Source organism: Desulfotalea psychrophila LSv54 (assembly GCF_000025945.1).
GTDB classification, from domain to species: Bacteria; Desulfobacterota; Desulfobulbia; order Desulfobulbales; family Desulfocapsaceae; genus Desulfotalea; species Desulfotalea psychrophila.
Map to the genome: position 1 here is coordinate 1853235 of NC_006138.1, position 20553 is coordinate 1873787.

The 20553-nt window shown below is 47.9% G+C and carries 17 protein-coding genes and 1 pseudogene; 9 read left to right on the top strand and 9 right to left on the bottom strand.

The genetic code is table 11. The annotated features are described in order from the left end of the window. Positions 1 to 9 precede the first annotated feature (9 nt). Both DP_RS18970 and DP_RS19170 read right to left on the bottom strand, forming a co-directional pair. Entirely contained in the window at positions 10 to 2826 is a 2817-nt protein-coding gene (locus tag DP_RS18970) for a flagellin (RefSeq protein ID WP_407637896.1), read from the bottom strand. A 207-nt stretch (positions 2827 to 3033) separates the two neighbouring features. Beyond that, positions 3034 to 3396: pseudogene (locus DP_RS19170) on the bottom strand (flagellin N-terminal helical domain-containing protein); the annotation flags it as partial. Between the two features lie 672 nt (positions 3397 to 4068). Here DP_RS19170 and DP_RS19175 point away from each other — a divergent pair. After that, positions 4069 to 4191: a DUF559 domain-containing protein gene (locus DP_RS19175; protein WP_407637897.1), complete on the top strand. Its 123-nt coding sequence runs from the start codon at positions 4069 to 4071 to the stop codon at positions 4189 to 4191. Then, on the top strand, positions 4191 to 4346 hold the full coding sequence (locus DP_RS19180; RefSeq protein WP_407637898.1) for a DUF559 domain-containing protein: 156 nt from the start codon (positions 4191 to 4193) through the stop codon (positions 4344 to 4346). Before DP_RS19175 ends, DP_RS19180 begins: the two co-directional genes overlap by 1 nt. Before the next feature lie 213 nt (positions 4347 to 4559). On the opposite strand, the gene dnaE is transcribed toward DP_RS19180, so the two are convergent. The 6 genes from dnaE to DP_RS08470 all read right to left on the bottom strand — a co-directional run bounded on the left by dnaE (position 4560) and on the right by DP_RS08470 (position 13732). After that, positions 4560 to 8090: a DNA polymerase III subunit alpha gene (gene dnaE / locus DP_RS08440; protein WP_041277805.1), complete on the bottom strand. Its 3531-nt coding sequence runs from the start codon at positions 8088 to 8090 to the stop codon at positions 4560 to 4562. 340 nt (positions 8091 to 8430) lie between these two features. Continuing rightward, positions 8431 to 9093 carry a nitrite/sulfite reductase domain-containing protein gene (locus DP_RS08450; protein WP_011188905.1) on the bottom strand — a complete coding sequence of 221 codons (663 nt, stop codon included), beginning with the start codon at positions 9091 to 9093 and terminating at the stop codon, positions 8431 to 8433. A 100-nt stretch (positions 9094 to 9193) separates the two neighbouring features. Next, the gene (locus DP_RS08455; protein ID WP_011188906.1) at positions 9194 to 10141 is read right to left on the bottom strand and encodes a fructose-bisphosphatase class II family protein; all 948 of its coding nucleotides are present in this window, start codon (positions 10139 to 10141) and stop codon (positions 9194 to 9196) included. A gap of 15 nt (positions 10142 to 10156) precedes the next feature. Next, a complete protein-coding gene (locus DP_RS08460; RefSeq protein ID WP_011188907.1) occupies positions 10157 to 11974 on the bottom strand; it encodes a fructose-bisphosphatase class III in 1818 nt (605 codons plus the stop codon). Positions 11975 to 12085: 111 nt separating this feature from the next. Beyond that, the gene (locus DP_RS08465; protein ID WP_041277807.1) at positions 12086 to 13210 is read right to left on the bottom strand and encodes a DUF362 domain-containing protein; all 1125 of its coding nucleotides are present in this window, start codon (positions 13208 to 13210) and stop codon (positions 12086 to 12088) included. A gap of 147 nt (positions 13211 to 13357) precedes the next feature. Beyond that, positions 13358 to 13732, bottom strand: coding sequence for a desulfoferrodoxin (locus tag DP_RS08470; RefSeq protein WP_011188909.1), 375 nt, complete (start codon positions 13730 to 13732; stop codon positions 13358 to 13360). A 243-nt stretch (positions 13733 to 13975) separates the two neighbouring features. Between DP_RS08470 and DP_RS08475 the strand changes: the two genes are divergently transcribed. The 7 genes from DP_RS08475 (at position 13976) to coaBC (ending at position 18719) form a co-directional block, all read left to right on the top strand. Beyond that, a complete protein-coding gene (locus DP_RS08475) occupies positions 13976 to 14509 on the top strand; it encodes a DOMON domain-containing protein (RefSeq protein WP_011188910.1) in 534 nt (177 codons plus the stop codon). 52 nt (positions 14510 to 14561) lie between these two features. After that, complete coding sequence (locus tag DP_RS18800; protein ID WP_265588539.1) at positions 14562 to 14696, top strand: hypothetical protein; 135 nt, start codon at positions 14562 to 14564, stop codon at positions 14694 to 14696. Positions 14697 to 14702: 6 nt separating this feature from the next. Further along, positions 14703 to 15212, top strand: a complete 510-nt coding sequence (locus DP_RS08480; RefSeq protein WP_011188911.1) for a ferritin — start codon at positions 14703 to 14705, stop codon at positions 15210 to 15212. A gap of 175 nt (positions 15213 to 15387) precedes the next feature. Continuing rightward, on the top strand, positions 15388 to 15660 hold the full coding sequence (locus tag DP_RS08485; protein WP_041277809.1) for a thioredoxin domain-containing protein: 273 nt from the start codon (positions 15388 to 15390) through the stop codon (positions 15658 to 15660). A 39-nt stretch (positions 15661 to 15699) separates the two neighbouring features. Next, entirely contained in the window at positions 15700 to 16563 is an 864-nt protein-coding gene (htpX, locus tag DP_RS08490) for a protease HtpX (RefSeq protein WP_011188912.1), read from the top strand. Between the two features lie 118 nt (positions 16564 to 16681). Beyond that, positions 16682 to 17389 carry a Bax inhibitor-1/YccA family protein gene (locus DP_RS08495; protein ID WP_049785044.1) on the top strand — a complete coding sequence of 236 codons (708 nt, stop codon included), beginning with the start codon at positions 16682 to 16684 and terminating at the stop codon, positions 17387 to 17389. A 118-nt stretch (positions 17390 to 17507) separates the two neighbouring features. Beyond that, positions 17508 to 18719, top strand: a complete 1212-nt coding sequence (gene coaBC, locus DP_RS08500) for a bifunctional phosphopantothenoylcysteine decarboxylase/phosphopantothenate--cysteine ligase CoaBC (protein WP_011188914.1) — start codon at positions 17508 to 17510, stop codon at positions 18717 to 18719. Positions 18720 to 18782: 63 nt separating this feature from the next. On the opposite strand, the gene DP_RS08505 is transcribed toward coaBC, so the two are convergent. Beyond that, positions 18783 to 20483 (bottom strand): hypothetical protein, encoded by a 1701-nt coding sequence (locus DP_RS08505; protein ID WP_011188915.1) that lies wholly within the window; start codon positions 20481 to 20483, stop codon positions 18783 to 18785. Positions 20484 to 20553: the final 70 nt, after the last annotated feature.

Below are 20553 nucleotides of genomic sequence, written 5' to 3' on the forward strand. Positions count from 1 at the left end.
AGTTCCCTATTACTTGATGAGAGAGAGAGCCATCTGCGGTGCCTGCTTAGCCTGAGCAAGAATAGAAACACCTGCCTGCTGCAGGATGTTCTGCTTGGTCATCTCTGAAGTCTCTTTAGCGATATCGGTATCAAGGATACGAGAACGAGCCGCAGAGAGGTTTTCAGAAACGTTGTTAAGATTACTGATGGTGGAGGTGAAACGGTTCTGAACCGCACCGAGCTTACCACGCATCTGATCAATATCCATCAGGGCCTCATCAACAGAGGTGATGGCAGTGTTGGCAGAATCACGGGTGAGGATGTCCAGCTTGTCGATGGTGGTGCTACCGTTACCGATATTGTTAAGACCTGCCTCTTTAAGACCAGAACCGGTGAGGGTTACGTCAACGGGGCTGTCGATCTCTACCTGGCCGACAAACTTCTTGGCTGCGTTATCTACCCCGACAAGACCATCGGTGATAACCCCATCATCTTTGGTATCGCCATCCTTGTCAACCATCTCGGTGATCTTGAAGGAGCTACCGTCGTTGCGGCTCACCTGCAACTGTCCGTCCTCGTCCACCTTGGCAGAGAACTTCGCGGTGGTAGCGGCATCGGAGTTGATAGCTGTTGCCACATCTTCTGCAGTGACGTGACCATCGCGCTTGGCAGAACTCATATCGACCTTGAACTCAGTACCATCGTCTCCGGTCAGGGTCAGATTATAGTCACCCACAACACCCGGATCAACCCGACCCGCCTCAAGACCCGCCTTGCTGGGATCATCACCGGCGATGATTATAGAGGTATCGCTCTCCAGGCTGACAGTACCACGGAGATCACGGCCATCTGCCACAGTGTCAGCAAGGCCAATCTTGTTAGCAGCAGCTTCCTTGCTGTCAATGTCTTCGTTGAGGGTGAAGTTGGAACCACCGGCCTTGGTAATGATAATGTTGCCGGTTTCCTTGTCATCCTTATCAAGTTCAGCTATTGCACTGAAACCATCGGCATTTTTGTTGATGGCAGCGATAACATTTTGGGAGGTAACACTATGGGTGTCATCGTCGGTGCTTACTGCATCGTCGCCTGCATCCAAAGTGGTCGCTACGGCAATTTCAGCCCCGCCAATCTGCAGGGTATAGCTGCCATCGGCCCCGAGTTTTACCTCGTCAAATTTAACAGTCTGGCTGTTGGTGGCGGTGGCCGTAATATCGGCATCGGTCTTCTGGATCTGGGCGGCAATAGCTGCTGCATCACCCTCCACTGCCCCAACATCCTCACCGTTGATGGTCAGATCACCGGCATTAAGTGGACCGGTTACTGAGCTCTCACCACCGGTGCTTGCAACATTCCCAACAATAGGAGCTGGTACCTCATATACACCCGCCACAAGGCCATCGCCAACTTTAATATCAGCACCAGCACCCATGGCAATGGTTACATCGCTGTCATTGGCGATGGTAACATTTACAGCCGTTGCCGCATAATCTACACCGGCCCCACCAACACCTTCTACCAAACCAGCAACAGAAGTAAGAGCAGTATCTGCACCACTACCGTCAGCCTTATTATTAGTGAATTCTGTAAGGTTAAATGTTGCCCCATCTTTACTCTCAATTACAAGATTACCCGTTGTTACATCAACAGAAGCCTTAAACTCCTCTGTCTCTTTGAACGTCTCATTGATTGCAGCAGCAACATCGCCAGCGTCAACCTCACTATCTACATCACCACCAATGATAACATTTGCTGCAACACCACCATCTGTCTCAAGAGTTAATTTATAGGACGCATCTACTGCCAAAGTGACATCAGCTGCCCACGCCAAACTCTGCTTATTCTCAAGAGAGGCTGTTACTCCTTCAACTGCTGCTGTATTAATAGCGTCGACAAGAGTTGCTTTTTCGGCATCAAGAGTGATAATCTCTTCACCACCAATGGTCAGATCACCGGACACAAGTGTGTCCGTTGGCACTGCAGTCATGATGGTTGGCGCAGTTGGGTCAACCGCAGGGGCAGGAGGAGCCTCGGTATTGTATGTAGCTCCTGCATAACTGTCCAAAGCTACTGCACCAGCAGTAGTGGTTTCAACCACAATGTCTTGCTCACCGGAGAAAGTAAGGTCCACTCCATTTGCTTTCTGCAAAACAGCAGTAGCAGTTGGTAGTGCCGTGAATCCTCCAGCTAAGACACTAGCTCCGTCAGTTTGAGTTTGTTTTATATTAAACGCCTTCCCATCCTCAGACGTAATGGTAATCTCAGTACCAGCAACATTTTTTACGGCACTATACCCGGCAATATCGTCAAATGCAGCTATAACATCATCTACACTAGCATTGTCGGTACCTGTAGCAACGTCTACACTTATTGGGTTTGCATCTGCAGCATCGCTTATCGTTAACTTCATACCTGAACTTGAGGTCGTAACACCCCAAGCCAAAACTGTGCTGTTGGTCGTTTCTGCAGTAACACCATCAATGTCACTTATTGCTGCTGCAAGGGCGGTGGCATCACCTTTAGCTATTAGGTTCAAGTCAGTAATTGCCGCCGCGGCTTCAGCACCAATTTTAAGATCATCCACAGCAAATGTAGTTGCATCTGTAGTGTCTGTAATAGCCAAAGAGACAGTTGTATTCTCGCGAGCAAGAGGGGCTGCCTCGTCAGTCTTAGGCCCGGTAATAGAGAGATTTACCGTGTTAAAATCAAAGCTTTGGTTATTAACGGCCTTGGCCTCAACCGAGGAGTCGGCAGCAGAGATGGCTGCAGCCAGCTCCTTATTGTTGGTGGCGGCACCCACATCATTGCCGTTTACCTGAATGGTGCCAGCGGCCACGGAACCGGTCATGGTGCTGCCGGTTATGCCGTTACCAGCGGGGGCGTCAAGACTACGACCGTCCTGACTGAGGTCAGCGCCCTTGCTACTCTCAATACTAAAGGAGATGGTTTGGTTTTTACCGGCATTGGAACCTACCTGAAAGGTTGCATCCTGCAGGGTGCCGTCGAGTACCTTCTTACCATTGAATTCGGTGGTATCGGCAATACGATCCAGCTCACTCTTCAGCTGCTGTACCTCATCGTTCAGGGATGCACGATCGGAACCGGTGTTGGTATCGTTGGAAGATTGAACAGCCAATTCACGAATACGTTGCAGGATATTGGTGGATTCTTGCAGAGCACCCTCAGCGGTTTGCGCCATGGAAATACCATCGTTGGCATTTCGGGTTGCCTGATTAAGGCCACGCACCTGCGAGGTCATTCGATCGGAAATTGCCAGTCCAGCAGCATCATCCTTGGCACTGTTAATACGCAGACCAGAGGAGAGTCTCTCCATGGAGGTGCCGAGAGAACCCTGAGATTTGTTTAAATTACGTTGAGCGTTGAGAGATGCAACATTGGTATTAATGGAAAGAGCCATTATGTGTTTCCTCCGTGATAAAAAAAATCGGGCATCCTTGCCCTGCTGTTTGGGTGTCTGCCTGATGCAAACGACCCGGTATGTTTTACTGCCTGCTACCTAAGAGTACCTGCAGAAAAATCATTTTTCTGCAATTACCCCGTAAAATCTTTACTACCCTGCTTGGAAATTCGCGCCAACTTCACCCCCTTCATGGTTGTGATGTATTTGCTTTATAAACTTCATCAAATCTCAAATAGTATCGGAGATTTAAATAAAGACTTAAATAATTTCCTTAATTACCGTCTCGGTTAGACGTGAGAAAGACTTTAGCTTTTTTTTCATAAAAAAGACAATTTTTTATTAAATATTTTAACAGGTTGATGTAAGGTGCTTTTTTCTGGTGTGCATTCTCCTCCCCTTTTTCAAGGGGGAGGAGGGAGGGGGATATTCTCCCCAGAAGCAATGCCTCACCTCTATCCAATCCCTGCCAAACAACAGATCACTCTGGATAATAAAATTTCCCAATGATTCTTGAAAAGGCTAAAAATTTAAGCCATCCTCTAAAAAGAACCTCTCCGCGGATGAGTGAGGAGCTGGTTAACAAGGAGATGGGGGCATTTCATGTGTGAAAAGAAAAAGATTTTCAATATTCCACAGCAGAGTAAACTGCGACGGGAACTCCGCAATAATATGCCTGAGCCGGAGAGACGGCTTTGGCAGCGGCTCCGCAACAGGCAGTTGGGGGTGAAGTTTCGTCGCCAGCAGGGCATTGGCCGATATATTACGAAATCAGTCCAGAGCAGAAACTTGTAATTGAGCTTGATGGCGATAGCCACTGGACTGAAGAGGCTCAGGACTATGACCGGCAACGGGACAGTGCCATGCGGGCGGTCGGCCTCAGGGTACTCCGCCTGAGTAACCACGATGTTATGCACAACATCGAAGGGGTTCTATTTTGGGTGAAATAGCAGATGGTGCTGGTTGATGGCTTTGTTAATTTTGGACAGAGGCTTTATTGGGGCGTGGTGTAATTCGTTTTTAGGATAGAGAGAAGAGGGTAATTTGTAGCTATTTTGGCAGTTTGTAACTCCCCCTCCCTCCTCCCCACCTCGTAGAGACGTCGATTTATCGCGTCTCCGATGTACCCGGCAGCGCACATGAGACGCGATGAATCGACGTCTCTACTTATCTTTTTTGGGAACCCATTTTTTTTTCCGGGCTGGCAGATCAATGGCCTTCTTGCTGAAGAAGAGGGCCTGATAACCGAGAATCTCCTCTACTCCGTCGGAAAGTTGCCGGCATGGGCGTAGGGTCATATCCCCTGTTACATCGATATCTACCTCGCCCTTCTGGGGGATTTTGAGGGTGATACCCACCGGACAGTTGCCGTGGTAGCCGTAGAAATGTTTTTTTATCTTTTCCAGTTTCATCCGGTCAAGTCCCTCGGCTTGCAGGCGCAGGCTGACCTTATCGGTATATTTTTCCCGTGCCTGTTGGATGGTGTCGATTCGCTCGGCGATGATCTTCGGGCCTCGCTCAGTCTGCTGTACCCTGCCAAGTACGACGATGGGTTCCGTACCCTCAAGGATCTCCTCACATTCGGCATAGGTGCGGGGAAAGACCACCACCTCCACCGCCTCAAAAATATCTTCGATGGTGATAAAGGCCATGGCATCGCCCTTTTGGCTCCGATGCTTTTTATAGGTACGTACCAGTCCGCCAATACGCACCGCCTGATCCTCATCCTTATCGACAAGGTCGTGGATTTGGGCGTCGATGATGGTCTTCAGCTCTGGCATAACATCGTCTAAGGGGTGGCCGGTGATATAAAAACCTACAGTCTCCTTTTCAAAGAGTAGCTTCTGCTTATCGCTCCACTCCTCCATGTCGGGCATATGTAGGCTGTTTACCTCCTGATCTTTTTGTCCAGCGCTGGGTTGGGCCACGGCAAAAAGAGATATCTGACCACTCTGTTTATCTCTTTGCACGGCCTTGGCCTGTTCCATGGCCTTTTCTAACACCTCGATAAACTGTGACCGTTTATAGCCCAGAGAATCAAAGGAACCAGATTTAACCAGGGATTCGATGACCCGTGAATTTACCTTGCGGGAGTCTACCCGGTTACAAAAATCACTGATGGAGGTATAGGGCCCGTCTGCCTGTCGTTCTTCGATGATGGAATCCAGGGCTGCCCCACCAACATTTTTCACTGCGGCCATACCAAAACGGATCCGGTCGTTGATAACGGTGAAATCCTTGAAGCTCTCGTTGATATCAGGGGGTAAGACCTCTATATGCTGCTCTTTGCACTCATTGATATAACGCACCACCTTATCGGTGTTGTTCATATCGCAGGAGAGCAGGGCCGCCATAAATTGGGCGGGGTGGTGGGCCTTGAGATAGGCCGTCTGGTAGGAGACCAGGGCGTAGGCTGCGGAGTGGGATTTATTAAATCCGTAACCGGCAAACTTGGCCATGAGATCAAAGACATATTCGGCCTTGTCCAGGGGCACCTCGTTTTTTTCCGCCCCCTCCATAAACTTGACCTTCTCCTCGTCCATTACCGCAGCGATCTTTTTGCCCATGGCCCGGCGTAGAATATCGGCATCACCAAGTGAGTAATTGGCAAGGATACTGGCGATCTTCATTACCTGTTCCTGGTAGACGATAACGCCGTAGGTCTCCTCTAAAACGGGTTTAAGTTGGGGCAGGGGATAGTTGGCTTCGGCCCGACCGTGTTTAGTTTCGACAAAGTCATCCACCATACCGGAATCCAGGGGGCCAGGGCGATAGAGGGCCACCAGGGCAATGAGATCACTGAACTGTTCCGGTGCCATCTTCACCAACAGTTCCCGCATCCCCTCGCTCTCTAGCTGGAAGACACCCAGGGCATCACCGCGGCAGAGCAGGTCGAAGGTCTTGGGGTCATCCATGGGGATGGCGTCGATATTAAGCGGAATCTTTTTGTCGGCATGGACGTGCTTGACCGCCTTATCGATGACGGTCAGGGTCTTAAGACCAAGAAAGTCAAATTTGATAAGTCCCGTCATCTCCGTATGCTTCATATCATACTGGGTGACCCGTTCATCCGCTTCACCACCACGGCAGGTGGGCAGATAGTGGGTCATGGGCTCGGGGGAGATAACGACACCGGCCGCATGCACAGAGGTATGACGAGCCAGCCCTTCCAGCGTTTTCGAGACCGAGATAAGTTCTTGTATCTGTGGATCATTGTCAGCGGCCTCCTGCAGCTTGGGTTCCTCTGCCAGGGCCTTTAACAGGGTCATTTTTAGCTGGTCGGGCACCAGCTTGGCAATGCGATCCACTTCGGTAAAGGGGATGTCAAGTGCCCGGCCCACATCGCGAATAACGCCTCGGGCCTTCATGGAACCATAGGTGATAATCTGGGCTACGTGTTCGGCGCCACCGTATTTACGGCGTACATAGTCGATGACCTCTCCGCGGCGATCCTGGCAAAAATCGATATCAAAATCCGGCATGGACTTTCTTTCAATATTGAGAAATCTCTCAAAGATCAGTCCATAGGGCATGGGATCAATATTGGTGATCTTCATGGCGTAGGCGGCAATACTACCGGCACCGGAACCACGGCCGGGCCCTACGGGGATATCCTTGCTCTTGGCCCAGTTGATAAAGTCGGCCACGATAAGGAAGTAACCAGGAAAGCCCATGGTATTGATAACATCAATCTCCATTTCAAGACGGGCCTTGTAGGTTTTTTCGGTATTGTCCTTATAGCTTCCCAGGGCGCGCATTTCCTCAAAACGGGTCTCTAAACCCTCCCAACATGCGGTGGTGAACATGGTGGAGAGACTCTCTCCCTCGGGCACGGGAAAATTGGGAAAATAGTAGTCATCGAAGGTGAGCTCAAGGTTGCATCTGTCGGCAATTTCCTGGGTGCTGGCGATGGCTTCCGGACAGTGATGAAAGGCCCGTTCCATCTCTTTGGGAGATTTAAAATAAAACTCGTCGGAGGAGAAACGAAAACGATTGGTATCGTTTATAGTCTTACCCATCTGGATACAGAGCAGTACCTCATGGGCATGGGCCTCTTGCCGGTTGAGGTAGTGACAATCGTTGGTGGCGACTAGTTTGACTCCCATCTCCTTTGCCAGGATTTTGAGTCCGGCATTTACCGGTTGCTGCTCAGCAATGCTGTTTTCCTGCAACTCAAAGTAGAGACGATCACCAAATATATCATGGAGCTCCTGAGCCTTTTTCCGGGCCCCGTCCATATCACCCTTCATGATCAGATAGGGTACCTGACCGTGCAGACAGGCGGTGAGGGCAATGATTCCCTCGTTATATTCCTGCAACACGGCCATATCAATTCGTGGTTTATAGTAAAAACCGTCGGATTGGGCGATACTGGCCATCTTCATCAGGTTTTGATAACCTGTTTTGTTCATGGCCAGAAGGACGATATGGTAGGCTGTCTGCCCATTGATTTTTTTTTGCTCGCGCATATCGCCGGGGGCAATATAGAGTTCACTGCCGACGATGGGTTTTATCCCTGCTTTTTTTGCCTTGGTGTAAAATTCCAGGGCACCATACATGGCCCCGTGGTCAGTGATGGCCACGCTGTCCATGCCAAATTCTTTGCATTTATCAATGAGATCGGGAAGACGGATGGCCCCGTCTAGAAGGCTGTATTGGGTATGGACATGAAGATGGGTAAAACCTGCACTCATTGGGTTTTGCTCCTGCAAAAAAGGTAAACTGGCCCTGCGGGCCTTGAAAAAACGGCTAGTATACAACACTCGCCACGGCGAAAAAAGAGGCGAATTCTAAATAAATATTTAAGGTCTGTTTCTTCGTTGTAAGAGGCGGTAAAGATGGAATTAAATAAAAAGTATTTTTTGTCTGCAAAGAGGAGCTTATTTCCCTCCTTTCTGCCAACTAAAAATAATTTGTACGATTTTTGTACAAGGTGGAGATCACCTTTAGGGGCCTCTGCCCTGAGGATGGCCAGGAGAGAGGGGTATTCCACCTCCCTCCTGCTCTCAGCTACAACAGGCCTCCATTTGTAAATTATGCGAGAACCTGTTTTTTAAACTCTTCAATACCAATACGCTCGATGAAGCGGGCTGTTCGTTCCCGTTTCTTAGAGTTATCCAAATAGTATTGGACACATTTTTCCATGAGGGCGAGGAGTGCTTCGTCATTTAAATCTTCGGCAATAAGGTCAGAAATACGGGCCTGTCTTCCGGAGTGACCGCCAAAAAAGAGGGACCAGCCACTCTTCTTACCGGTAATACCAATATCGCGGACAGATCCTTCGGCGCAGGTAAAAGGACAGCCGGAAACACCAACCTTCAATTTGGCAGGAAAATCACGTCCGGCCAGGAGCTCTTCAATGTGCTGACCAAAACCAAGGGCATCCTGAACACCAAATTTACAGAGGGTGGTACCAGGACATGCCTGTACATAGTGGAGGCAGAGTTCGGTGGCCTTGCCTGGCTCAAAGCCCAGGTCGCTGTAAATCTCGTCAATTTGTTCTTCTTTCATCCCAACCAGGGCGAGACGCTGACCAGAGGTGACTTTGACAATGGGAATATTATGCTTTTCTACCACGTCGGCCAGCTTTCGCAGTTGCTCAGGGCTGATAACTCCGGCGGGAATACGTGGAACGATGGCATAGCTCTGTTTATCTCGCTGTATAATAGCCCCTTTGAGTGAACTTTTTTCTGCCATTTTTTATCTCCTTACCTGTTATTTTTGGTTGTATCGCCAATCTGGCGAAAAATTATTATATAATTCTGAATAGTCATTCTTCTCTACACCTTTTTTATTATTAAAAAACGGGTTTGTAATCAAAAAAGTGTCTTGTCTCAAGCTTTCTGTATGTATGGGTCTCGGCCCGGGCGATAAAAGAAGAGGTGATGGCCCCGTTTGGGGTAAATCGGACCCCCTCTAAAAACTCGCCATCGGTGACACCAGTTGCGGCAATGGCAATTTCGTGACTTCTAATAAGGTCTTCCAAACGAAATATTTTGTCAAAGTCCGTGATGCCATGGCACTCTGCGGCAGCCCTGTCCCGGTCGTTTTCATAGAAGATTTTTCCTTCAAAATATCCTCCCATACAACCCACGGCGGCGGCGATTAGTGCGCCTTCGGGGGCATAGCCATAACCAATATAAATATCAGATTTTTCTCCTGTGATGGCAGAGAGGCATCCTGAAATCTCTCCCTCATCGATCAGTTTGATTCGGGCACCGCACTTACGTATCTCTTCGATGAGCTGTTGGTGCCGTGGCTGGTTGAGTACGCAGACAGTCATGTTCTCGGTGTATTTGCCAAGGGCTCGGGCGCATCTCTTAATGTTAACAGTGGGGGACTGGTTAATATCGACAACCTTGCCAATTCTGGGGCCAACCACAATTTTGTACATGCCTAGGTTGGGTAGGGTTTGGATGGAACCTCGTTTGCCAATGACTGCATAGGCCGTGGCGTTGTTTTTGCCGTCTGCCGCCGAGTGGTGCGCCTCAAGGGCAATGGCCATAAGATCTGTCACCTGCTCACCGACACCGATGGTCTCTGGTAGGGGCCGGATATCCGGGCTGGTGGCAAATCTGTCGTTGACCACATGGCCGCAGACGTTAAGACGGCTCAGTGTCTTGGTGATGGCCTCTCGCGCCTGATTGAGAATGTCTATATGGTTGCCGAGTCCCTGAATACGGGCCGCGGTGAGTGCCGCAATTTCTGTGGCCCTTACGATCTCCATCCCATAGTTTTTATTCATTGTTCTGCTCGCTTTTTAGTTTATATCTGAGTCGCGGTTCTGACTGTTGTAAGACTGGATTTTTCCCATTATCAGGTCTCGCTCCTGCTGCAGGAGCTTGCCGGCAATGGTGTTTTTTATCTTGAGAGGCTGTGGAAATTCATCAATAAATTCAATGTCAAGTGGTGCCGGTTCAAGCCTTACCGCAGCCTTTATCAACTCGTCCGGGGTAGGGAGGATAATGCCATAGAGCTGGTGCGGGGTATGAACCAGGGCATGGCCACGATTATAGTAGGCGGCGGCAAAACCTCCATCGACATTAATGGCCACCCCGTCTTCACTGGCCATTTTATTTCCCTGCATATAGTTAACAGGGGTATGGCCGAAGATCACTCTCTGGATGCCAAATTCCTCCTGCATTTTTTCTTTGAAGGCATCGCTTTGCATATTTTTTTGCCAGTAGAGGGAGTGCTCCGCATGTCGCTCCTTATCGAGGAGGAAATAGCGTTCAAAGGTCTTCATGGCATGTTTGCCAAAAAAAGGTGATTTAGGTCCGCACCAGAGGTAGAAGAAGAGGGCTAGATCATCGGCACTCTGTTCCCGGTTATAGAGATAGTTTTGCCCTGTTCGTCTTATGACCTTTTGAATATAGTCAAGCAGGTCCTTGCCCTTATGGCCCATGAACTCTTCAAATTCGCCTTCCTTGGTTGACGGTACCAGGGCGTGGATATTTAAGAAATTATTACTGATATGATAGGTGCTGCCCTCTTCAAAGAAGAACTTGAGGAGACGTTTGAGGTATTTATTGGAGCGAAACTGTTCTATCAGATCATTGATGATTTCGCTCTCCTCCTTGCTCAGTTTGCTGGGGTTTTCAAGGTCAATGGTTGGGAAATCGCTGTCGTTGAGTTCCTCTGTCGCGCCTGTTTTGAGCATTTCTGCCAGTCTCTCCAGCCACAGACGTTTTTCCATACCATAGTGGGGGAAGTCGTTGATCAGTTTCTCTTCAAGTTTGAATTGAATGACGGTGAGCGCCTTTTCCATGGCCCGACCACGATCGGTTTTGGCCTTGAATTTTCCCGTGGCCTTTTTGATTTCATAGGTGCGCTCGGCAAATTCAGCGAGCCTACTGGTATCAAAGCGCAGGCGGTTGAGTAGTCTGAAGTGGTCGTAGCGACAGGTGATGCGCAGAGTTTCTGCCACCAGCGACGGGGTGCCTGCTGCCGCTCCCATCCAGAGAATATCATGGTTGCCAAAGACATAGTCCACCATCTCTTTATAGGCAGGTGAGGAGAGGATGCGGATGATTTTGTCGGGTTGTGAACCACGGTCAAAGACGTCCCCAAGTACTTGAATACGATCAAGGAGTACCTGGCGAATGGCATAGCTGAGATGAAAGATGAGGCGATCGGAGATAATACTCTCTTCAAAGATGGGGTCAGGAACCGGCAGACCTGCCAGCAGGCGGCCGATGGTCTCTCGGAATTCTGGCAAGAATATCTCGCGGTTACGGTTTGTAGAGTTTGTCAGCTTATATTTGAGTATTTGGACAAAGCAGAGGATGACATCCTGTCTATCCATCTGTTGTTGGCTGTCCGCAAAATAATTTTTTTTACGAACTATTTTGGCAAGATACTGTATTTTTTCAGGCGTAAAGGTGGCAGGTAAACCTTCTTTGCAGGTTTGGTAGAGCATGCCAAAACGACCGCGCAGAATGGATTTAAAACGATCTCCTTCGCCGTGGAGATCGCTGATCCACAGGGTTGTGGGGATGTTTGCATTGAGCTCTGTTTCGATCCTTAGGAGTTTTTGTGAGAGTTTATCTATCTCGGTGATACAAATTTTTTCGGCCATGCTATCTCCGTCAGCGGGTAAAGAGAACGATTGTTTTGCACGTTATGCAGAATCAGGGGGTTGCTCATTGTATTAAAGGGAACCTTGAAAACACCAGTTTTTCAGGCCATCTTAAATATAAATCAGTTGATATTTACGGGAGCCCAGACCGATTTTTTCGGCATAATCAAGGCCCATATCCTTTGGTACTTTATCGTGGATTGCGGTGAATTTGCACTCTCCTACCCGATAGTTCTCTGGCAGCTTGTGCATGGCGCTTGGAATAATAGGTGCTTGGTCAGCCATATCAATACAGGCCTGGTCAAGGGCCACAGGGTCAGCACTGGCAAAGATACCCAAATCTGGACAGATGGGGGCATCTGACCAGGAGAGACAGTCACACTCCGGGGTAATATTTATCGCAAAATTAATAAAAAGCGAGGGGCTTTTTTTTGTTTTAAGTACAGCCAGGGCGTACTCCATCATCTTTTCCAGAAACTCTTGGATGCCTGTCTCCCAGTTGACCTGAAGGGCACCGGTCTTGCAGGCAAGAAGGCAGGCACCGCAACCAACGCAGAGCTGGTCGTCTACCTGAATTTTTTTATTGCTATCAAGGGAGAGGGCTCCATGTTGGCAGAGTTCCATACAGAGACCACAGCCAACACATTTATGCACATTTCCTTTGGGGCCGGAGGTGCAGTGTTGTTGCATTTTTCCCCGTTTAGAGGCGCAACCCATGCCGATATTCTTCAGGGCACCACCGTAGCCGGCAAGGCCATGGCCTTTAAAGTGACTGATGGCGACAAGATGGTCTGCCCTAGCAATGTCTGAGGCAATATAGGTCTGCTTGAAATGGCTGTTTTTATGGGGCTCTGAGTTGACGATCACTTCGCTTTCACCTCGCAGACCATCGGCAATAATGACCGGCGCCCCGAGCAGGAGGGGATCAAAACCATTGAGGGCTGCACACATCTGGTGGTCTGGGGCATTGCCTCTCTCGCCTGTGTAGAGGGTTGAGGTATCGGTGAGAAATGGCTTGGCACCCGCCTTTTTATAGTAGGAAATAATTGGCTTGAGCCAGATTGGGCGGAGAAAGGTGGTATTGCCAAGTTCTCCGAAATGGACCTTCAGAGCGGTTAAGTCGCCGGAGGCTATATGTTCCGTTGCCTTTGTTGTTTTTAGAATCTTTCTTATTCTATTATTAAAGGGCGCCTTTATTGATGCACGCATATTCCAAAAATAGACCTTGCTTGACATAATTACCTCCGGGAAAACATGAAAACTGCCATCGATTTTGTGATAAAGGCACCCTATAGAACGTATGGCCCTGTGATGCAACCAAAAAAACCTCCAAAGTGCAGAGCACTCTGAAGGTTTTTTATTTGTTTATCTGCAAGATGTCTTTTATGCCTTCCAAAGCCCATGCAGGTTGCAGTAGGCGCGAAACTGAACGTCTCCTTCGACAGCCGGAAAACATGCCTTGGGGGTGCTACCCGGTTTGAGGTGAACGCGATATACCTTATCTTCTGCCAGCATCTCAATCCATTCGATAAAATGATCTTCAGTCATGGGATGAAGGGTGCTGCCGACCTGTACTACCCAACCACAATCCTTTTTCTCTGCTACCGGCACGTGTTTTTCAACAGCCGCATCGGTGGTGTTTTCGCTAAGAAGAACCATGTTCTCTCCACAGCAGGCCAATGCTCCGGCGCCTGGGGTCAATATCTCAACGATGTTACCACAGAGCTCACATTTGTAGATTTGTTTCATTTCAGGCATAGAACGCTCCTATTTTATTCGGTTACGATTTTAATGGATAGCTACAAGACATTTTTGAAAAAATATTTACCAACACATCATTATATGATGAAAAAAATACATTGCATAGTTTTGTCAGAAAATATTCTAAAAATGTCTGGTTGGCCAATGCTATTTTCGTTAGTCCCATTTATTGACTTCTATATGGCCCATATGAGAAAATTCGGAAGTGATGAGATTATTTTAACCAATGGGGAGGGAGTTATGAGATTTTTTTTATCCGTCTGTGCTCTATTTTTATTTCTGGGCACATCTGTCTACGCAGGTGAGTACCCGCATAGGATAAAAACTTCGGAAATGGAGTTTTCCTGGCGACTTGATGCAGATCGCCTCTATGTTAATCTTTCGGCTTTCACTAAAAGTTGGGTAGGGATCGGTTTTAATCCGGTGAAGAAGATGAAGGGGGCAAATTTTATTCTGGGTCATGTGGAAAATGGTGTCTTGAAATTGGTGGATGAGGTGGGGACCGGTCTGACCCGTCATCAAAATGATAATCTCTTTGGTGGGGGGATGGATGTGACAGCCATCGCCGGGAGCCTGGTTAATGGTAGGACGAATATTGAGTTTTCGCTCCCCCTTCAGTCAGGAGATATAAATGATAGTGAGATAAACAGTAGGGGAGAGAACATTATCCTTCTGGCCCATGGCTGGAAGATGAACAACCTGCGAAAAAAACACAGCTATAGGGCTAAATTTAAGGTAAATCTGCAAACAGGAAAGTATGTAAAATTATTATGAGTGAGCGCCATTAGGGCGTAATGTAAAGTAAAGTAAAGAGTAGGGTGGTGCTGTGGGAAAAAAGGAAAAGAAGAAGTGTTGCGGTAAGTTCGAAAAAAAGGGCAAGTACTGTAAGAACTGTCCCTGTCTTGTCGATGCTCAGTGCGCCTGCACTGAGAAAAAGAAAAAAAACAAAAAAAAGGAGTAGTTTCCTATGATTAGTAAAAAAGTAAATCATGCCCTTAATGTTCAAATCAACGCTGAGTTTTTTTCATCTTATCTCTATCTCTCGATGTCAGCTTGGCTTGGCAGTAAAAATTTGACGGGATTTTCCTCATGGATGCGTGCCCAGGCCCAGGAAGAACTTTTTCATGCGACCAAGATGTATGATTATGTTATTGAGCGTGGCGGTGAGGTAGAGCTTTTTACCATTGAACAACCGAAGAGTGTTTGGACATCTGCTTCTGAGGTGATGAGTGACGTGGTCGATCATGAGGCTAAAGTGACCGGTATGATTAATGATTTGCTGGATGTTTCCATCGAGGAACGCGATCACGCAGCGAGCATATTTCTCCAGTGGTTTGTGGCGGAGCAGGTAGAAGAGGAGGCCACCGTTGGCGGTGTTTTTGAGAAAATGAAACTCATTGGTGGTGATACGGCCGGACTCTTTGTCCTGGATGTTGAACTGGCTAAACGTCAGTTTGTCCCACCGGTTGCGGGCTAATAGGCATTTTAAAGAGGATGGAGCCTGCAAATTCCGGGGCTCTGTCCGAATGAGAAAAGAGGCTTCAGTGATTTTTTAAGGATTTACGGAGAAACGCATGGCCATTGATTGGGCGTATATTCGAAGAGGTTGAACCTCCTGTAAGAAGGGCGGTCAGGTCTTTAGTGAAAATAATTTGCATGTGGTAGAGGAGGAAAATGCCAAAAAAGATCCTCTGCGTGAGGCTGGCCTGCTTGATCTGTTAGCCCTCTGTGACAGTTTTTTCGTAACCAGCGGTAAAAAAATCCTGCCATACTCCGCAGGCGGGGAGCAGCAGGAGCTGTTAGAAAAGATAACTGGTCGAACCGGTAATCTGCGCGCGCCAACTCTTCGAATTGGTGCTACCCTGTATGTGGGTTATAATGAAGAGTTGTATCAGAGAGTTCTTGCTACTCAAGTTGATGGATGATTGTTGGCATGGACAGATAATTTTTTTTGAGGAGCTCTTATGTTTCGTGTAGGACTTTTTTTGGCAACAAACCTGGCGATTTTGCTTCTGCTTGGCTTGGTCATGTCCCTGCTTGGCCTGGATTCGCGCAGCGCCTCCGGCCTTTTGTTGATGGCAGGATGTTTTGGTATGGGCGGTTCCCTTATCTCCCTTGCCCTGTCAAAATGGATAGCAAAAAAGGCCACGGGCGCCCATGTAATAGAGCAGCCCCGCAATGGCACCGAAGAGTGGCTGCTGCACACGGTGGCCAGACAGGCCCAAACGGCGGGGATTGGTATGCCGGAGGTGGCCGTATATGAGGCTGACGACATGAATGCCTTTGCCACTGGGATGCGTCGAGATGCCGCTTTGGTAGCTGTCAGCACAGGACTTATCCGTGGTATGTCTCAAGACGAGGTCGAGGCCGTATTGGCTCACGAAATGAGTCATATCGCCAATGGTGATATGGTGACCCTCTCTCTTATTCAGGGGGTGTTGAATACCTTTGTTATCTTTCTCTCCCGCATGGCGGCGAACGTCATAGATAACTTCCTCAGCTCCGATGAGGATGGTGGTGGCCTTGGCTTTTTTGGCTATATGGCGGTTTCCATGCTTCTTGAGTTCGTCTTTGGTCTTTTTGCCAGTATGATTGTGATGTGGTTCTCTCGTAGGCGGGAGTTCCGGGCAGACTATGGGGCAACGGAACTTGCCTCAAAACAGAAGATGATTGCAGCTCTTGCCCGTCTGCAGCAGCAACATATTTCATCAAGCCTGCCGGAACAGGTGGCGGCCTTTGGTATTCGGCCCCGTCAGGGTGGTCTGGCGGAGCTTTTTCGCAGCCATCCCTCTCTTGAAGATAGGATAGCCGCTCTGGAGGCTATCTAGCAGGAGACCTCTTACGAGGTTATTGTTTGCTAGAAATTCGGTTTTTATTGCAAAAACACGGAGACTGGTTAATAGTAAGTAGTCCTATTACTTTTAAACTTTAATGAGGTGTACAGATATGTATCAAAATAGCTCTTCCATTGGCATTGTTCGGGCCCGTCAAGATGCCGCTTCGATCTTTTTGGCGAAGGTGTTTAACTGGATGGCGCTTGGGCTTGGCCTGACCGGCTTGGTGGCCTTTTTTGCAGCTGGTAGTGGCATCACCGCAGCCATTGTTGCAAGCCCTCTTTTTATGATGCTGATCATTGCCGAGCTTGGTATGGTCTTTTTTCTTTCGGCCAGAATTGATAAGATTCAGGCCAGCACAGCCTCGGGGCTATTTCTGGGCTACTCATTTTTAAATGGTTTGACCCTCTCGGCAATTTTTCTTGCCTATACCAGTACCTCGATTGCCGCTACATTTTTTATAACTGCTGGCATGTTCGGGGCAATGGCTGTTTATGGTCTCATAACTAAACGTGATCTTTCCGGATTTGGTTCCTTTCTCTTTATGGGACTTGTGGGAATTATCATTGCCTCTGTGGTGAATATTTTTCTGAAGAGTACAGGCCTTTACTGGGTGATCTCTCTGCTTGGGGTATTTATCTTTACAGCTCTTACCGCCTATGATGTCCAGAAGATCAAGACCATGGGAGAGAAGGGCATTCTCAGTCAGGGTGAGGTTGCCATAAAAAAAGGTGCCATTATGGGGGCCCTTACCCTCTATCTTGATTTTATTAATCTCTTTTTGATGCTTCTCCGCTTCTTTGGTGGTAGCAGGAACTAGGTGTTTGATTTATATGAGATAAGTGTATAGATGCTGTAAAAGGACATGCCTTTCTTCAAGGACATGTCCTTTTTTGTATGGAGAGTTTTCCTAGCTTTAGAGTAGTTGAGGTTTTTTTATGGATTCATTTTTTGTAGGTAAGAAGATTGTTGTTGGCCTGACTGGCAGCATTGCCGCCTTCAAGGTGGCCGGTTGGGTCAGTACCCTGAGTAAGGCAGAGGCTGATGTCGAGGTGATTATGACTCGTGGGGCCTGTCAGTTTATTACGCCTCTCTCTCTTGCCGCTCTTTCGGGTAAGGGGGTGCATCAGGATATGTTTTCAGGGGATGGTCAGGCTGTTATGGATCATATTGATCTGGTTGCCGATGCAGATATCTTTCTTATTGCTCCGGCCTCGGCCAATACCATTGCCCGTCTTGCCGCCGGTATGGCGGACGATCTCCTTACCACAGCCGTGCTGGCAGCCCGTTGCCCTGTGGTTGTCTGTCCTGCCATGAATCCTAATATGTACAGTCATCCGGCCACAAGACGGAATATAGCCACTCTGCAAGAATTTGGTTACAGGATAGTAGAACCGGATTCCGGTCTTGTCGCCTGTAAGCAGGTGGGGCAGGGACGTTTGCCTGAATGGCCCGTGGTGCGCGAGGAGCTTGCCAGCGAGTTGATAGAGCAGGATCTGCGGGGAGAAAAGATTCTTGTTACCGCAGGCCCTACCCGGGAACCCCTCGATCCGGCTCGTTTTTTGGGGAATAGATCTTCTGGGAAGATGGGTTATGCCCTGGCAACAGCCGCCCGTCGACGTGGTGGTGACGTTATTCTGGTGAGCGGTCCTACGGCGCTTGTCGCTCCCCATGGGGTGGAGACAATTCGGGTAAATACTGCTGAGGAGATGTATGCCCGGGTGATGGAAAACGCATCAGCCGCGGATATTATTGTTAAAAGTGCAGCCGTGGCCGATTTTAGGCCGGAAAATTACGTTGAGCAAAAGGTGAAAAAGGAGGGGGCAAGTATGTCTCTTGGTCTTGCCAGAAACCCTGATATTCTTTTTGAGTTGGGTAAGGGACGAAGGGCAGATCAGCTCCTGGTCGGTTTTGCGGCGGAAAGTGAAAATATTGTTGATCACGGTCGCTCAAAATTAGAACGTAAAAAACTTGATATGATTGCGGTAAATGATATTAGCTCTGCCCAAACAGGCTTTGAGTCTGATACTAATCAACTTTTTGTTATAACTGAGGATGGAGTGGTAACCTTGCCTCTGACCACAAAAAATCATACGGCCAACCTCCTGCTTGATCAGATGGTAAAACATAAGCAGGATCGAGTTCTCTGATTCTGCCCGAGATTCTCTCAGTTGAAAAAGAGGTCATTCCCCGTGGGGAATGACCTCTTTTTTTTAGTTGAAGAGCTGATCAAATACATCCATGCTTTTGGGGGTCGCAGGAGTTTGAATTCCTGACTCTTCGGACCTTACCCTTGGCAGAAGTTGTGGATCTATTTTGTTCATTTCCTCTTCGACTCTGCTGATATTTTTTTCTGTCTTACCGATGATTTCCGTTTGGGGATAGCTTATCAGAATATTTTTGAGGATCTTACGTGATTCGATAAGTAATTTTTTCTGGCTGGCAAGATCGGTGGTTCTGGTATAGCGAATAAAAATATCGGCGGCCTTGCGACGCTCGGCTTTGGCGGCCAGAAGAGACACCTCCTCTATCTTGTTGAGTGCCTTATCATTATACTCTGTTCCTTCAAGGCCCTTAAAGACATTAATGGCTTCGCTGAAACGCTCGCCTGAAACGAGAAGCAAACCGTTATTCCACTGTTGCTGTAGTTCCTGCATCTGGGCCATCTTATGGGTTTCACGATTAACGGCATCGGCAAGAATAAGTTCGTCTATTTTCTTGGAGATGGAACTGGCCTTTGTCTGATCGATAAGGCCCATGGGGACACTCTGTAGCAGGTTAATAGCATCTTCATAGTTGCTTTTGTCTGTTAACTTGTCAACAGTCATCCATATTCCGGCATACCATTTGTCAGCCTGGAGCAGGCTCTCCTCTCGTATTTTATCCACATTTGAGGCGATTGGTGTATGGGGATATCTTTCCAAAAAGGCATCTGCGTCATGGACTACCTTATAGCCATCTTGACTGGGGATAAAGCTGAGGTAAGATTGAAGGAGTTTTGAATATGCCCCAAGTTCTTTGGCGTCGACCTTACTGCGAGCAATGATTGATAACTGCAGGGCGGCCCAATTGTTAATGGGAGCAAAGGCCTGATAATTTTTTCCTATTTCCCGGTATTGTTTTTTTGCTGCTGAATAATCACCTGCCGCTACATAGAGATCTGCCACTTGTTTTCGTAGGGAGATTATATCGTCTGGATCTGTGGGGGCCATATCCTTAATGATATCCAGATATACAGCAATACTCTCTCTCTCTTGATGAAGATAGGTAAGGGCGTTGGCATAGAGCAGTTTTGTTTTCAGAGACAGTCGTTTTTGTTGGGAAGAGGAAATGCCTGTCCAGGTTTGTAAGACATTTTCATAATCACCTTGGTCAGATAATTCGATAATTTTGGCTTCTGTCTGGTCAAGTCCTTGCAGCTTAGCCGCATTCCAGTTGTTGGAAGTTATGGGTTCAGAGAGCATGGAACCACATTCTCCATCAAGGAATTTAATGTCTTCCTGTTGGATTTGATCCGTGATATCCCCTGTTATGTGAGAGATACCTTTCTCTGAGAGGAAGGCTCTCTGTAAACCGTTATAGCCGGATAAAACTTTTTGCAATTGACGAAAGCAATTGATAATTTGTTTTGTTTCCTGGGCGGAGAGGTCACGGTTGATGGCGTCAGCATCTATCTGTTTCCAACGATCAAGTTTTTTACCATACTGTTGGATACGTTCTCTCACATAATGTTCAGAAAGAGCAATTCTCGGGGTAATTTGTTGTTCGGTGAGAGCGGTATCCTCTGTCACCGTTGTTTCAACTACCTGCTGGATGGGGTGCTTAACAACTGTCTTTGGGCTGAGAACAGGGGTACAGCTAGTTAGGGCTGTGAGGCTGAGAACAAAAAATCCAAGGGGGAGTGTTTTTTTCATAATTTTTTCAAAGCAGAAATAGGTTATTAAATAGAGGTTATGAACTATTAATCGCGACCAGATGTGCTGG

Excerpts from the sequence above, each read along its gene's own strand:
- DP_RS08470 (WP_011188909.1), bottom strand. The coding sequence starts at position 13,732 with ATGCCTGAAATGAAACAAATCTACAAATGTGAGCTCTGTGGTAACATC.
- DP_RS08460 (WP_011188907.1), bottom strand. The coding sequence starts at position 11,974 with ATGGCCGAAAAAATTTGTATCACCGAGATAGATAAACTCTCACAAAAA.
- DP_RS08495 (WP_049785044.1), top strand. The coding sequence starts at position 16,682 with ATGTATCAAAATAGCTCTTCCATTGGCATTGTTCGGGCCCGTCAAGAT.
- DP_RS08450 (WP_011188905.1), bottom strand. The coding sequence starts at position 9,093 with ATGGCAGAAAAAAGTTCACTCAAAGGGGCTATTATACAGCGAGATAAA.
- DP_RS08455 (WP_011188906.1), bottom strand. The coding sequence starts at position 10,141 with ATGAATAAAAACTATGGGATGGAGATCGTAAGGGCCACAGAAATTGCG.
- DP_RS08465 (WP_041277807.1), bottom strand. The coding sequence starts at position 13,210 with ATGTCAAGCAAGGTCTATTTTTGGAATATGCGTGCATCAATAAAGGCG.
- DP_RS08475 (WP_011188910.1), top strand. The coding sequence starts at position 13,976 with ATGAGATTTTTTTTATCCGTCTGTGCTCTATTTTTATTTCTGGGCACA.
- DP_RS08480 (WP_011188911.1), top strand. The coding sequence starts at position 14,703 with ATGATTAGTAAAAAAGTAAATCATGCCCTTAATGTTCAAATCAACGCT.
- htpX (WP_011188912.1), top strand. The coding sequence starts at position 15,700 with ATGTTTCGTGTAGGACTTTTTTTGGCAACAAACCTGGCGATTTTGCTT.
- DP_RS19175 (WP_407637897.1), top strand. The coding sequence starts at position 4,069 with ATGCCTGAGCCGGAGAGACGGCTTTGGCAGCGGCTCCGCAACAGGCAG.
- DP_RS08505 (WP_011188915.1), bottom strand. The coding sequence starts at position 20,483 with ATGAAAAAAACACTCCCCCTTGGATTTTTTGTTCTCAGCCTCACAGCC.
- coaBC (WP_011188914.1), top strand. The coding sequence starts at position 17,508 with ATGGATTCATTTTTTGTAGGTAAGAAGATTGTTGTTGGCCTGACTGGC.
- DP_RS18970 (WP_407637896.1), bottom strand. The coding sequence starts at position 2,826 with ATGACCGGTTCCGTGGCCGCTGGCACCATTCAGGTAAACGGCAATGAT.
- dnaE (WP_041277805.1), bottom strand. The coding sequence starts at position 8,090 with ATGAGTGCAGGTTTTACCCATCTTCATGTCCATACCCAATACAGCCTT.